Source organism: Pseudomonas sp. DC1.2, assembly GCF_034351645.1.
Taxonomy (GTDB): Bacteria; Pseudomonadota; Gammaproteobacteria; order Pseudomonadales; family Pseudomonadaceae; genus Aquipseudomonas.
Window position 1 is genome coordinate 5734600 of sequence record NZ_CP133782.1, and the last position, 14475, is coordinate 5749074.

The following is a 14475-nucleotide window of genomic DNA, read 5'->3' on the forward strand; positions in this document are numbered from 1 at the left end:
GGACTTCCCCTTCACATTATTGGTTTTGGCAGGGTTGTGGATAACGTGCTTTGCGCTCCAGGTCATCGAGGTCGATGTGGTTGCGCATGTACTGCTGACTGGCATCCACCAGCGGCTGGTGATCCCAGCTCTTCAGTTTGCCAACGGTTAAAGCCTGTGCGACGAATCGCCGACGCCGTTGGCTGGCGAGAACCTGTTGGTGAATCGCCGGGATGTTCCATTTGGCACGGGCCTCGAGGATAAAATCCTCGAAAAGCGCCTGATGTTGCAGCGATTGACTAAGTTCTTCCTGCTCGCGTGGGTCGTTGTGCAAGTCGAAGAGTAGGCATGGGTCATCTTCGCTGTAGATAAATTTATAGGCGCCGCGGCGAATCATCATCAGCGGGCTGATGGTGCCTTCGGCCATGTATTCGCCAAACACCTCGTCGTGACCGCCCTGGCCTTGCAGGTGTGGCACCAGCGACCGGCCATCCAGCGGCAGGCCCGGCTCCAGTGAGCCACCGGCCAGTTCGACGAAGGTCGGCAGCAGGTCCGCCGTGGAAACGGCAGCGCTGACCCGCCCCGCCTCGAACTGCCCCGGCGCACTGATCAACAGCGGGACGCGGGCAGCCATTTCAAACCAGTGCATTTTGTACCAGAGCCCACGCTCGCCGAGCATGTCGCCGTGATCACCTGAGAACACAATAATGGTCTGATCAATCAACCCGGTTTCTTCGAGTGTTTGCAGGAGTTTGCCGACGTTGCTATCGATATAGCTGCACGCACCGAAATACGCCCGACGCGCGTCGCGAATCTTATCCACAGGCAGCGGCTTGTTCCACAGGTCGTAAACCTTGAGCAAACGCTGGGAGTGCGGATCGAGTTCGGCCTGTGCCGGGGTGTCCGGCAACGGGATGTCGGCGTCGTCGTATAAATCCCAAAAGGCCTTGGGAATGGTGTACGGGTCGTGTGGGTGGGTCATCGACACCGTCAGGCAGAACGGTTGGTCACCGTCCTGGCGGATGTGATCGAACAAGTACTGCTGCGCCTTGAACACCACCTCTTCGTCGAAATCCAGTTGGTTGGTGCGTACACACGGCCCCGCTTGCAGAACCGAGGACATGTTGTGGTACCAGCTCGGCCGCACGTTGGGTTCGTCCCAGTTCACGGACCAGCCGTAGTCGGCTGGGTAAATGTCGCTGGTCAGGCGTTCTTCATAGCCGTGGAGCTGGTCTGGGCCGCAAAAGTGCATTTTGCCGGACAACGCGGTGCGGTAGCCCAGGCGTCGCAGGTAGTGGGCGTAAGTCGGTACGTCGGCGGGAAAGTCGGCGGCGTTGTCGTAGGCGCCGATTTTGCTCGGCAGTTGACCACTGACCAACGTGAAACGTGACGGCGCGCAGAGTGGGCTGTTGCAGTAAGCGGCGTCGAACACCACGCCTTGCGCGGCGAGGCGGCTGATATTCGGCAGTTTGATGGGCGATGGACCGTACATCGGCAACATGGGCGCGGCCATCTGATCGGCCATGATGAAAAGAATATTTTTGCGCTTCATGGGATCGCGGCATTCCATAGTGGATATTTATGCGAGAGTGCTGTGATCGAGCATGTAACCCACGACTTTTGCGGTAAAGCCCTCGCACGGCAATGACTAGGATAAGCACAGCTTATGTTTGAAGCCCTTGGTGATGTGTCCCTCGACCTGCTGCGTGCCTTCGAAGCGGCGGCACGTCATCACAGCTTCACCGCGGCGGCGGTGGAATTGGGCACCACGCAGCCGGCTATTAGCCAGCAGATCAAACGGTTGGAAGAGCAGCTCGGTACGCGGTTGTTTGACCGGATTTATCGCGGTATCGAATTAACCGAGCCAGGCACGATACTGTTCGAGCAAGTTCAGCTCGGTTTGCAGAATATCGACGCAGGATTAACCGCGATAAGCGCACAACAGCAGCATGAGGTGTTGCAGGTTGCCACCGATTTCGCCTTTGCCGCGTACTGGTTGATGCCGCGCCTGCACCGCTTTCATCAAGCCAACCCTCAAGTCGATGTCAGCCTCGTCACCAATGAGCGCAACCACAACATGTTGCGCACCGATATCGACGTCGCCATTTTGTTCGGCGATGGTCGCTTCAAGCAGGGCGAAAGCCACTGGCTCTTCAGCGAGGAAGTGTTCCCTGTTTGCAGCCCGCTGTTGGTGAAGGACCGCGCCCTGCCTTTGCCGGCGCAATCGCTGCTGGCGTTGCCATTGCTGCACCTGCGCGGCGAAAACAGCAGCAACTGGTTTGACTGGAGTGGCGTATTTCGCGAGTTGGGCATTGCGTCCGCGCCGGCGCCGGGGCAGCTGCGCTTTGATAACTACACCTTGCTAATACAGGCAGCGATTGGCGGCCAAGGCGTGGCCATCGGTTGGCGCCACCTTGTGGATAACTTGCTGACCCAGGGTCTGCTGTGTCGCCCCATCGCTGAAACTGTGCTCTCGCGACTTGGCTATTACGTGGTTTTGCCCCAGCGCAAACGGCGCTCAGTGTTGATTCAGCAGTTTGTGCAATGGTTGATGGCCGAGCAGGCCAGCAGCGCGCAATCACTGAGCGGGCTCGCGCTTCCTTCTATCGCGGTATAGGGTCGGCTGCGATGAAGTTCACGTGTTGACCGACGTGGAGATTGAGGCGCAGCTCATCGACAATCCCCACGGCCACCCGGTTCAGGCGCTCCAACGGTTCTGCCAGGCCTGCTTCCTGGCGGCTGCTGACCCGGCTGAAATGCTCAAGGGTCAGCCCGCCGATTGCGCGGGGCGTATTCACCAGCGTCCATTGCAAGCGACTGCTGCGCAGGGCATCGAGGATTTCTTCAGCGGCGCAGGATTGCAGGCGGTTTTCCAGTTGAAGCTGGTCCAGACCGACGAAATCGCCCACCAGGAACAAGCGACGGACGCCGACAGCGTCCATGCCGGCGATCAGTGAGTCGACGGCCAGCACCTGTTCGACCGGTCCCGGTAAGGTGGTTTTTTCAATGTACTCGCTGTTCATCGGCAATCCCGGTGCGTCGAGCAAGACAATTACCGCCGAGGCGCCGGCGACGCTCTGCTTCACTCGCTCGGCACTGAACACGTCACCGCTCTTGGTGCGCAAGCCCGGACGTGGCGCGAGCGCGGTCAGATCATCCAGAATGGCGATCACTTCATGTTGGCGCCTTAGCATTTCAGCCATCAGCGCGCTGCCCAGGCTACTCATGGCACCATAAAGCACCACTTTTACTACCGGGTTTTCGGCATCTTTCATCGCTGAGTTCCCGTTTTTCCACAGATATGACGTGTGACCTGTGGGCAACGGCGAGGGTTCGACCGGGTTTAGGGAGACTGCCATGCAACGCATCAAGGGCTACCACGCCCATGTCTATTTCGACGCCACGACCATCGATCAGGCGCGGGCTTTGTGTGAACAGGCCGCGCAATTGTTTCCGTTGAAGAAGGGGCGCATGCATGAACGCCCGGTCGGACCGCATCCGGACTGGAGCTGCCAGTTGGATTTCGTTGCGCAATACATCGGCGTAGTGCTGCCGTGGCTGGCGCTCAACCGTAAAGGTTTGGTGGTGTTTCTGCACCCGGACACGGGCAACGATTTGCTCGACCACACCGAATACGCAATCTGGATGGGTGCTGTTCGTCCACTGGATTTGTCTGTTTTTTGATCAGGTCTGTGTGTTGCCGTCCGACGACCGGTGGCACATGCGGTCAAACCTTTCACCATCGAAAGCTGGCTGAAAGGTTCCACGATTAGGATCGCCTCCCCTACCGGCAAAAGACCGGTTAGCCACGCCTGTGTTTTATCGCTGGCGCGGCTCAATTAACAACAACAATGGTGATTTGCGATGTCCTTTACTCCCCGCCCTTTCGCTGCAACTCCGCCCGTAAGCCTCGTGCTTCTCGTTCTGCGCTAACCCACCCGGTTCGCCCATTCCCTAGCCGCGCTACGCCTGGAGTTTTCTCATGCTGACTTTCCTTGGCTTTGCCATGGTCATCACGTTCATGTTCCTGATCATGACCAAGCGCCTTTCCGCGCTGATCGCCCTGATCATCATTCCGATTGTCTTCGCCCTGTTTGGCGGTTTTGCGCCGAAGATCGGCCCGATGATGCTCGAAGGCATCACCAAGCTGGCGCCGACCGGCGTGATGCTGATGTTTGCCATTCTCTACTTCGCCCTGATGATCGACTCCGGGCTGTTCGACCCGGCCGTGCGCAAGATCCTCAAACTGGTTAAAGGCGACCCGTTGAAAGTGTCGGTCGGCACCGCCGTACTGGCGCTCGTCGTGTCCCTGGACGGTGACGGCGCGACCACGTACATGATCTGCGTGGCCGCCATGCTGCCGCTCTACAGCCGCATCGGAATGAGCCCGCGGATCATGGCCGGCCTGATCATCCTCGCTGGTGGCGTGATGAACATGACCCCTTGGGGCGGGCCGACCGCCCGTGCGGCCAGCGCGCTGCATGTGGACCCTTCGGATATCTTCGTGCCGATGATCCCTGCGATGCTGGCCGGTGTGGTGGCGATCCTGGCGATTGCCTACTTCTACGGTAAACGCGAGCGCGCTCGCTTGGGTGAATTACACCTGGCGGGCGACGACTCCGACCACAGTGAAATCAGCGTTTCCCAGTACCCGGATGCGCGTCGTCCGAAGCTGATCTGGTTCAACGGTTTGCTGACCCTGGCGCTGATGTGCGCCCTGATCGCTGGGTTGTTACCGCTGCCCGTGCTGTTCATGGTGGCGTTCAGTATCGCCATGATCGTCAACTATCCTTGCCTGCAACAGCAGAAGGACCGCGTCGCGGCGCACGCCGGTAGCGTGTTGTCGGTGGTCGGCCTGATCTTCGCCGCCGGTATCTTCACCGGCATTCTGACCGGCACCGGCATGGTCGATGCCATGTCCAAAAGCTTGCTGGCGGTGATTCCGGACTTCCTCGGCCCTTACCTGGCGGTGATTACCGCGCTGGTAAGCATGCCGTTCACGTTCTTTATGTCGAACGACGCGTTCTATTACGGTGTGCTGCCGGTACTCGCCGAAGCGGCCAGCCATTACGGCATCACCGCCGTAGAAATGGCGCGTGCCTCGATCGTCGGTCAGCCCGTCCATTTGCTGAGCCCGTTGGTGCCATCGACTTACCTGTTGGTGGCCCTGGCCGGCATTGAATTTGGTGATCATCAGCGCTTTACCCTGAAATGGGCGGTGCTGGTGTGCCTTTGCATACTGGTTGCAGCATTGCTGATGGGGATTTTTCCGCTGTTCAGCACTCTATAAGCCAAGACTCACCATGACGGGGCTGTGCTTCGTGTCCTGAAGCCTGGCCCCAGCATGGTTTAACACCTACACAAAGGAATACACATGGAATGGCTGACCAACCCTGAAATCTGGGTTGCCTTCTTCACCCTGACCGCCCTGGAAATCGTCTTGGGCATCGACAACATCATCATGATTTCGATCCTGGTCAGCCGCATGCCCAAGCACATGCAGGCGCGCACCCGGATCTTCGGCCTGGCGCTGGCCATGATCACGCGGATTCTGTTGCTGCTGTCGATCACGTGGGTCATGCGCCTGACGGCCGACCTGTTCGTGGTGTTCGGCCAGGGTATTTCCGGGCGCGACCTGATCCTGTTTTTCGGTGGTCTGTTCCTGCTGTGGAAGAGCTCTCAAGAGATGTACCACGCACTTGAAGGCGAAGATGAGAGCAATGAGGAGCCGGGGGGCAAGGGCGGCAAGTTTCTTTACACCATCATCCAGATTGCGATCATTGACATCGTGTTCTCGCTGGACTCGGTGATCACCGCCGTAGGTATGGTTTCCCACGTGCCGGTGATGGTGGCGGCGATCATCGTCGCGGTGCTGGTGATGATGTTGGCGGCTGGAAAAATCAGCGAGTTCATCGACAAGCACCCGTCGCTGAAGATGCTCGCCCTGGCCTTCCTGTTAGTGGTCGGGACCGTGTTGATTGCTGAAGCGTTTGGCGTACACGTGCCCAAAGGCTACGTCTACTTCGCCATGGCGTTCTCGCTGGCGGTGGAAGCGATCAACATCAAGTTGCGCACCGCGATCGCGAAAAAGAAGAAACAACAGGACCCGGTGAAACTGCGCAAGGACATTCCGGGGCAGTGACCCGCCTGTTTTTGCTCAGCCCAAGGGTATTGGACACCCGTCTCTAGCGATAGCGCAGGGTGATTCTCCCTCCGGTGGGTCGAGGTTATTCAGCACTCGGCTCGCCGCCCTTTCCCCGAGCATGATGATTGGCCGAATGCCGCTCCGTGGCAGGTCAATCAACGCTCATGTTGAAGGCAATGCCGGCCTTGCGGGCCGGTGCGCTGGCACCCGAGGTGCGCTGTTCAAACCTTGGCGGGTTTGCATCTGGCTTTGATCCTCTTTCCCACTTCCGCATCAAGCTGTTTTTATGACAGTTTTGTTTCAGTCGGCGCTTTAGCTATGCGATGCTGGCGCGCAGGCCGTTAGCCAACTACAGCTTAAGTACAGAACGTAGAACGTCGCGCGGTATCGTCAACTTGCCCCTTTGGGGCGCTACCACCACAGGGGGCCCAGCATGCTGACCCTGCTCAATTTGTTATCTGCCGTGACCTTGCTGATTTGGGGCACGCACATCGTCCGAACCGGCATCCTGCGGGTCTACGGCTCCAACCTGCGCCATGTGATTGGCCAGAACATGTCCAGGCGCTGGCTGGCGTTCGTCGCCGGAATTCTGGTGACTGCCATGGTCCAGAGCAGCAACGCCACGGCGATGCTCGTCACCTCGTTTGTGGGTCAGGGCCTGATGGCATTGACCCCGGCCCTGGCGACGATGCTTGGCGCCGACGTCGGAACGGCGTTGATGGCACGGGTGCTGACGTTCGACCTGTCGTGGCTGTCGCCGCTGCTGATCTTCCTGGGAGTGATTTTCTTCCTGTCGCGCAAACAGACCCGCGTTGGACAGATGGGCCGGGTCAGTATTGGCCTGGGGCTGATCATCCTGGCGCTGCAATTGATCGTCGAAGCTGCCGCGCCGATTACCCAAGCCCAAGGGGTGAAAGTGATCTTCGCGTCCCTGACTGGCGACCTGCTGCTCGATGCATTGGTGGGCGCGCTGTTTGCGATGGTCTCCTACTCCAGCCTGGCGGCGGTCTTGCTCACGGCGACCCTGGCCGGTGCCGGTGTGATCAGTTTGCCCGTTGCGATCGGCCTGGTGATCGGCGCCAATATTGGCAGCGGTATCCTGGCGTTCATGAGTACCAGCATGCAGAACGCCGCGGGTCGCCAGGTGGCGCTCGGCAGTCTGCTGTACAAACTGATTGGCCTGCTGCTGATCATTCCGGTGCTCGACCCGTTGGTACATTGGATCGACAGCCTGGACTTCAGTCCCCAGGAAATGGTCATCGGCTTTCACCTGCTCTACAACACCGCGCGCTGCCTGATTCTGTTGCCCAGCGTGGGCCTGATGGCCAAACTCTGCGCCTGGCTGCTGCCCGAGCGTGCAGAAGTCAACGGCATGGCCAAACCCCGGCACCTGGACCCGACCGCGCTGGTTACTCCCAGCCTGGCCCTGGCCAACGCCGCCCGGGAAACCCTGCGCATTGGCGACCTGATCGACAACATGCTTGAAGCCATGCTTGACGTGCTGGGGGGAAAACAGACGGCGGTGACCCTGGAAATGCGGCGCCTGACCGATGATATCGACGCGTTGTACAGCGCGATCAAACTCTACCTGGCGCAAATGCCGCGCGAGGACCTCAGCGAACAAGACAGCCGACGCTGGGCTGAAATCATCGAATTGGCGATTAACCTGAAACTGGCCAGTGATTTGATTGAACGCATGCTGCGCAAGGTGCAGCAGCAAAAGACCTCGCAGCGCCGTTCGTTTTCCGAGGTTGGCCTTGAAGAGTTGTCAGGGCTGCACAGTCAGCTGATTTCCAACCTGCGCCTGGGGTTGTCGGTGTTCCTCAGTGGCGATCCGGAAAGTGCGCGCCAGCTGTTACGTGAGAAACGCCGTTTTCGCGCACAGGAGCGGCGTCTGGCGCACGCGCACGTCAGTCGGTTGCAGCGCAAGATTGTGCAAAGTATCGAAACCAGTTCGCTGCATCTGGAACTGATCGCCGACATGAAGCGCCTGAATTCGCTGTTCTGCAGCAGTGCCTACGTGGTGTTGGAAACGACCGACACCGGCGCGCTGGAAGTCGACGATATCAGCGACATCACGCATTCGCCTTGAACGTCTGAGACGGTGGTCAGTCAGTAGCAAGGAGGTCGCTTCAAGCTTATCGTTGGAACGGCGCCCGGAGCAGGTGACCACCGATCAGTTGTGGTAGCGAGCCTGCTCGCGATGGCTGCCTGGAAAGCGACACTGATCTTTACTCGGCCGTATGGAAGCTTGTTATGCGTTGTCTGTTGTTTGCCTGCCTGTTGCTCGGATCACTTCCTTCGTTTGCCCTGGATCGCTTTCAGGTCGAGGGCTATTCGCTGCCCAACGGCCTGCAATTGCTGCTCAAACCCGGTAGCGAGCGCGGGCATGTGGCGATTCGTCTGGTGGTAGGCGTCGGCCTGGATGATTTCGGCTGTGCTGACAAGGAGTTGCCGCACCTGCTCGAACACCTGCTGTTTAGCGGCATCGACGCCAGCGGTGAGGGCGGTCTGGAGGAGCGCATGCAGGCATTGGGCGGTGAATGGAACGCTTACACCAGCAACGCCGACACCACTTTCGTGATCGAGGCCCCGGCGAAAAATCAGCGCCAGGTTCTCGACCTGCTGCTGGCGCTGCTGACTCAGACCCGTGTCGATGACAACGCGATTACCGCCGCCAAACAGGTGGTTGAGCGCGAAGACGGTGGCCACTATTCGCACCTGCAACGCTGGCTCGACCGCCAGGACCTGGGCCACACCGCCAGTAATCAACTGGCCGTTGAGCTGGGCCTCAAGTGCGCCGAGCACGCGGAAGTCGATCACCTGACACGCGAGCAACTGGAGAACGTGCGCAAGGCCTGGTATGCGCCCAACAACATGACGCTGATCATGGTCGGCGAACTCGACCGTTTGCTACCGGCTTATCTGGAGCGGACCTGGGGCGCGCTCGACGCCGTCGACCCCACGGATCATCAGCCCTTGCCGGACATCAACGCCACCGCCGCGCATGAACGCAGCCTGATCCACGGTTTCGTCGGTGGCAGTGCCAAATTGCACTGGCTGGTGCCGGAACCTTCACTCGAAGAGGTGCCCGACGAAACGTTTGACGTGCTCAAGGATTATCTGGACTGGGCGCTTTATCGTCAGTTGCGCCTGGCCCACGGTTTGTCTTACGGGCCCTGGGCCGAGCGGGAGTTGTTCGGTGGCGTGGGCTTCATGAGCCTTAACGCTGACATTGAGCGCGATAACGTCGCTGAGGCCGAGCAGGTGCTGGAAGAGTTGAAGGCCGATTTGCTCAAAAACGGCCTCGACGCGGGCTCGTTCAACCGGCTGAAACAGGCGGCCATTGCTCGCCAGGCCTGGGCTGTTCAAGGTAACAGCGCACTGGCCGATTACTACTGGAGTGCGCTGGGGGACTATGAGGACGGCCGGTTCGCCGATCCAGCGCGGGCGCTGCAAGGCGTGACGCTGGAAGACGCCAACAAGGCGATGCGCGCGTTGCTGATGCAGCCGGGCTATTGGCGGGTCGAGACGCCGCTGATGAGTTATGACCAGTTGCTGTGGGCGGCTGCGGGGGGCTTGGGCGTGGGCGTGCTCGGCGTATTGGCCTGGCGCCTGCGCCGTCGGCGCTAAGCGAACGCTGGCGATTGGCATCGCGTTAACTGAGTGGCATTGGCGTCAGCGCCCTCGCCACACCCCACCCGCGGCGTTAATCTGCCGGGGTTTTTTCCTACAACCAGTGCGAAGCGCCGAATGCCCAACTTGACCCTTTACGTACAGCGCCTCCTGGAATTGATGAAGCGCTATCCAGGGGTCATTGCGCTCGGCGGTTTTATCTCCGGGGTATGCAGTTTCATTCTGGTGGACCGTCAACAAGGATTGGCGACCTGGATCACCACGATCATGCTGATCAGTTGGGTCTGGCTGATGCTGGAAAACAGCCTGACGCAACTGTTCACCAAAGTCTTCAAGCGCGAAATTCCGCAACCGTTGCTGCGCTACGCCACGCAGATGATTCATCAGGAAAGCCTGTTCTTCGTCCTGCCATTCTTTTTTATCACCACCACCTGGAACAGCGGGCAACTGGTGTTCACCGGGTTGCTCGGGGCGGCGGCGCTGATTTCCATTACCGACCCGCTCTACTACAAATGGCTCGCGCCCCGGCGTTGGGCGTTTCTGGCATTGCATACGCTGACGCTGTTCGCTGCTCTGCTCACCGCGCTGCCGGTGATCCTGCACCTGACCACCTCCCAGAGTTTCAAACTGGCGCTGGGCATTTCCGTGTTGCTGTCATTCCCGAGCCTGGCGTCGATTTTTCCGATTCGCACCGTGCGCAATGCGCTGGCGATTCTGAGCATCACCCTGGGCATCGGCGCGGTCGGTTGGCTGCTGCGCTCCTGGGTGCCACCGGCGACCCTGTGGATGACCGACGTGGCGATCAGCACCCGCTTGCAGGACCGCACCCCTGGCGAGAGCCTGGACGACGTCAGCGTCGCGCAGATTCGTGGCGACGGCCTCTACGCGTACACGGCCATCAACGCCCCACGAGGTCTGGACGAGCGGATTTATCACGTCTGGCAATTTGAAGGCAAAGAGGTCGACCGCATCGCGCTGGATATCCACGGCGGACGCAATGAAGGCTATCGCGCCTGGAGCCATAAACAGAACTTCCCCGGCAACCCGGCCGGAAACTGGCAGGTTCGGGTGCTGACCGAGGATGGCCAAGTGATTGGCGTGCTGCGATTTAAGATCACGGACAGCACGCCGATCAAAGAAAAGTAAGCCGGTTCGTGCTATTACGTAGCACTGCGTAAAAGCCGAACAAGCACGGAGCCTATGACCAGCAGTACATTGCCCGGCAGTGCCCAACTGGACACCTCCCATACTCCTGCGCAACTGCGGGTGACCGGTGACTGGACGCTCCTCCATTACGCCGATCTCAAGCGCCTGGGCGACACGCTTCGCGGCCAGTACGACGACAGCACTGACATTGACCTCAATGGCTTGGGTGCGCTCGACACCGCAGGCGCTTCGCTGTTGGTGGAGTTATTGGGGGCGGAGCGTCTTGGCCGCTCCACCGAGCACCCGCAGTGCGCCGTCTCCCCCGCCAACCGCGCGTTGCTGCACACGGTTTATTGCTCGCTCAGTAATTTCTGCATACCGCTCAAAGAACCGGAAATCAGCGTCGGCATTCAACTGCTGACCCGCATTGGCCGCGCCGTTGACGCGGTCTGGCAGGACACCTTGCAGTTGCTGGGCTTCGTCGGCCTGATCCTCGAAACCATCGCCCGCCACCTCTTTCGCCCCAAGCGTTGGCGCATCACGCCAATGGTCGCGCACATCGAACAGACCGGGCTCGACGCTGCACCCATTGTCGCCCTGCTGACCTTTCTGGTGGGCGCGGTGGTGGCGTTTCTCGGGGCGACGGTGCTGGCCAGTTTCGGCGCGAGTGTGTTCACCGTGGACCTCGTTGCGTTCTCGTTCCTGCGTGAGTTTGGCGTCTTGTTGACCGCGATCCTCATGGCCGGCCGCACCGCGAGTGCCTTTACCGCCCAAATTGGCTCGATGAAGGCCAACGAAGAAATCGATGCGATCCGCACCCTGGGCCTCGATCCGATTGAGTTGCTGGTCGTGCCGCGAGTCTTGGCGCTGCTGGTGGCGTTGCCAATGCTGACCTTCGTGGCGATGCTTTCGGGGATTATCGGTGGCGGCGTGGTGTGCGCGTTGTCGTTGGGTATTTCGCCGGCGATGTTTCTCTCGTTGCTGCAATCAGACATCGGCGTTCAGCACTTTTTGGTGGGGATCGTCAAAGCGCCGATCTTCGCGTTCCTGATCGCTGCCATCGGTTGCCTGGAAGGCTTCAAAGTCAGCGGCAGCGCCGAATCTGTTGGGGCCCACACCACGTCCAGTGTGGTGCAGTCGATTTTCGTGGTGATCGTCCTTGATGCCGTCGCCGCACTGTTTTTCATGGAGATGGGCTGGTGAGTCGTCTACCCCGAGCGCCCACCGAGACGGTGATTGAAGTGCGTGGTTTGGCCAATCGTTTTGGCAGTCAAAGCGTGCATGAAAACCTCGACCTAGAGGTGTACAAGGGTGAAATCCTGGCCGTGGTCGGTGGTTCAGGCAGCGGAAAGTCGGTGCTACTGCGCAGCATTGTCGGGCTGCGTCGCCCCAGCGAAGGGGTGGTTAACGTCTTCGGCAAAAACCTGCCGACGCTGTCCGGGCATGAGCGTTCGATGGTTGAACGGCGCTTCGGGGTGTTGTTCCAGAAGGGCGCCCTGTTCTCTTCGCTGACGGTGACCGAGAACGTCGCCCTGCCGCTGATCGAACACGCAGGCCTGAGCCGGGCCGACGCCGAGCACTTGGCGGCGGTGAAGCTGGCGTTGGCCGGGCTGCCGCTGTCGGCGGCAGACAAGTACCCCGCTTCACTGTCCGGCGGCATGATCAAACGCGCGGCACTGGCCCGAGCCTTGGCGCTGGACCCGGACATCCTGTTTCTTGACGAGCCCACGGCTGGCCTCGACCCGATTGGCGCCGCAGCCTTCGACCAGTTGATCCTGACCCTGCGCGACGCCCTGGGGCTGAGTGTGTTTCTGGTGACCCACGACCTCGACACGCTTTACACCATTACCGACCGCGTGGCGGTGCTGGCGCAAAAAAAAGTGCTGGTGGCCGATGCCATCGACAAAGTCTCGGAAACCGACGACCCGTGGATTCACGAATACTTCCATGGCCCTCGCGGCCGCGCGGCGCTTAACGCCGCTCAACAGCTCAACGAGGTCTGATATGGAAACCCGAGCCCATCATGTGTTGATCGGCCTGTTCACCGTGATTGTGGTGGCGGGCGCCCTGCTCTTCGGTCTGTGGCTGGCCAAGTCCAGCGTCGACAGCGAGTTCCAGGATTATGAAATCGTCTTCAACGAGGCGGTCAGCGGTTTGTCCAAAGGCAGTTCGGTGCAGTACAGCGGGATCAAGGTCGGTGACGTCGTGACGCTGCGTCTGGACCCCAAAGACCCGCGTCGGGTGCTGGCGCGGATTCGCCTGGGCGGTGAAACGCCGATCAAGGAAGACACCCAGGCCAAACTGGCGCTGACCGGCATCACCGGCACCTCGATCATCCAGCTCAGCGGCGGTACACCGCAAAGCCCGCAACTCAAAGGCAAGGACGGTGAGTTACCAACGATCGTTGCAGCGCCCTCGCCCATCTCCCGTTTGATGAACGACAGCAACGACCTCATGAGCGGCGTGAATACGCTGATGCAGAACGCCAATCATATGTTTTCGTCGGATAACGTCGAGCGCATCAGCAGTATCCTCGAACACCTGGAGCAAACCACTGGCGTCATCGCCGACCAGCGTGGCGACATCCGGCAGGCGATGCAGCAACTGGCGTCCATCGGCAAACAGGCCGGCGCCACGCTCGAACAGACTACCGCGCTGATGCGTAACGCCAATGGCCTGCTCAACGATCAGGGCAAGCAGATGTTCAGCAGTGCCGAGCAGGCTATGAAGTCGCTGGAGCAAAGCACCGCCACCATCAACACGTTGCTGACGACCAATCAGGATTCCCTGAACAGCGGCATGCAAGGCCTCAATGGCCTGGCACCGGCGGTGCGTGAACTGCGCGACACCCTGACGTCGTTGCGGGCCATTTCCAAGCGCCTTGAGGCCAACCCCAGCGGTTACCTGTTGGGCAGCGACAAGAACAAGGAATTCACGCCATGAAGCTGACCCACATTGCCCTCCTCGCCAGTGTTACGTGGCTCAGTGCCTGCTCGATCCTGCCCACGTCCGAGCCCTCGGATGTCTACCGCTTACCGACGGCCCAGAGCAACGTGGCGACCCTTCACGGTGCGCCGCTGCGCTGGTCGCTGCGCCTGGCGAAACCCCAGGCCAGCGAGGCGTTGAACAGCCCGAGGATCGCCGTGATTGCGCAAGGCGATCTGCTCAGCAGTTACAAAGCGGCGCGCTGGAGCGACCCGGCGCCGGTGTTGCTGCGCAATCGGTTGCTCGATGGTTTTCAGCGTGATGGCCGGGTGTCGCTGTTGAGCACTGATGACAGCAACTTCCAGGCGGATCTGGAGTTGGGTGGCAGCTTGCAGGCGTTTCAGACCGAGTATCAGGGCGCGACGGCCAGTGTGGTGGTGCGCCTCGATGCGTTGCTGGTGCGCGGTTATGACCAGCGCATTCTCGCCAGTCGCCGTTTTGAAGTGCGCCAGCGGTTGAGTGAGGTACAGGTGCCGGCGGTGGTCGCGGGGTTTGGCCAGGCTTGCGATCAATTGACGGCGCAAGTGGTGGCGTGGGCGGTTGAGCAAGGGGCGGCACTTGCGCCACCGCCGAAACTTTGATGC

General features: G+C 60.0%; 13 protein-coding genes. 11 read left to right on the forward strand and 2 right to left on the reverse strand.

The window, feature by feature from the left end; all coding sequences use genetic code 11:
- Positions 1–16 precede the first annotated feature (16 nt).
- On the reverse strand, positions 17–1531 hold the full coding sequence (betC, locus tag RHM68_RS26090; protein ID WP_322219845.1) for a choline-sulfatase: 1515 nt from the start codon (positions 1529–1531) through the stop codon (positions 17–19).
- A 114-nt stretch (positions 1532–1645) separates the two neighbouring features.
- Here betC and RHM68_RS26095 point away from each other — a divergent pair, with 114 nt between their 5' ends.
- Positions 1646–2596: a choline sulfate utilization transcriptional regulator gene (locus tag RHM68_RS26095; RefSeq protein ID WP_322219846.1), complete on the forward strand. Its 951-nt coding sequence runs from the start codon at positions 1646–1648 to the stop codon at positions 2594–2596.
- Here RHM68_RS26095 and RHM68_RS26100 read toward each other — a convergent pair.
- The gene (locus RHM68_RS26100) at positions 2583–3254 is read right to left on the reverse strand and encodes an NAD(P)-dependent oxidoreductase (protein WP_322219847.1); all 672 of its coding nucleotides are present in this window, start codon (positions 3252–3254) and stop codon (positions 2583–2585) included. The two genes, RHM68_RS26095 and RHM68_RS26100, sit on opposite strands and share 14 nt — an antisense overlap.
- 82 nt (positions 3255–3336) lie before the next feature.
- Here RHM68_RS26100 and RHM68_RS26105 point away from each other — a divergent pair, with 82 nt between their 5' ends.
- The 10 genes from RHM68_RS26105 to RHM68_RS26150 all read left to right on the forward strand — a co-directional run bounded on the left by RHM68_RS26105 (position 3337) and on the right by RHM68_RS26150 (position 14472).
- Positions 3337–3663 (forward strand): DOPA 4,5-dioxygenase family protein, encoded by a 327-nt coding sequence (locus RHM68_RS26105; RefSeq protein ID WP_322219848.1) that lies wholly within the window; start codon positions 3337–3339, stop codon positions 3661–3663.
- 298 nt (positions 3664–3961) lie between these two features.
- On the forward strand, positions 3962–5269 hold the full coding sequence (locus tag RHM68_RS26110) for a CitMHS family transporter (protein WP_322219849.1): 1308 nt from the start codon (positions 3962–3964) through the stop codon (positions 5267–5269).
- A gap of 84 nt (positions 5270–5353) precedes the next feature.
- A complete protein-coding gene (locus tag RHM68_RS26115) occupies positions 5354–6121 on the forward strand; it encodes a TerC family protein (RefSeq protein WP_322219850.1) in 768 nt (255 codons plus the stop codon).
- Between the two features lie 436 nt (positions 6122–6557).
- Entirely contained in the window at positions 6558–8216 is a 1659-nt protein-coding gene (locus tag RHM68_RS26120) for a Na/Pi cotransporter family protein (RefSeq protein WP_322219851.1), read from the forward strand.
- A gap of 164 nt (positions 8217–8380) precedes the next feature.
- Positions 8381–9757 carry a M16 family metallopeptidase gene (locus RHM68_RS26125; RefSeq protein WP_322219852.1) on the forward strand — a complete coding sequence of 459 codons (1377 nt, stop codon included), beginning with the start codon at positions 8381–8383 and terminating at the stop codon, positions 9755–9757.
- A 120-nt stretch (positions 9758–9877) separates the two neighbouring features.
- Complete coding sequence (locus RHM68_RS26130) at positions 9878–10906, forward strand: DUF5924 family protein (protein WP_322219853.1); 1029 nt, start codon at positions 9878–9880, stop codon at positions 10904–10906.
- Positions 10907–10960: 54 nt separating this feature from the next.
- On the forward strand, positions 10961–12109 hold the full coding sequence (locus RHM68_RS26135) for an ABC transporter permease (RefSeq protein WP_322219854.1): 1149 nt from the start codon (positions 10961–10963) through the stop codon (positions 12107–12109).
- Positions 12106–12909: an ABC transporter ATP-binding protein gene (locus tag RHM68_RS26140; RefSeq protein WP_322219855.1), complete on the forward strand. Its 804-nt coding sequence runs from the start codon at positions 12106–12108 to the stop codon at positions 12907–12909. Before RHM68_RS26135 ends, RHM68_RS26140 begins: the two co-directional genes overlap by 4 nt.
- A gap of 1 nt (position 12910) precedes the next feature.
- Entirely contained in the window at positions 12911–13849 is a 939-nt protein-coding gene (locus tag RHM68_RS26145) for an MlaD family protein (RefSeq protein WP_322219856.1), read from the forward strand.
- Entirely contained in the window at positions 13846–14472 is a 627-nt protein-coding gene (locus tag RHM68_RS26150; RefSeq protein ID WP_322219857.1) for an ABC-type transport auxiliary lipoprotein family protein, read from the forward strand. The genes RHM68_RS26145 and RHM68_RS26150 overlap by 4 nt, the downstream gene beginning before the upstream one ends.
- Positions 14473–14475: the final 3 nt, after the last annotated feature.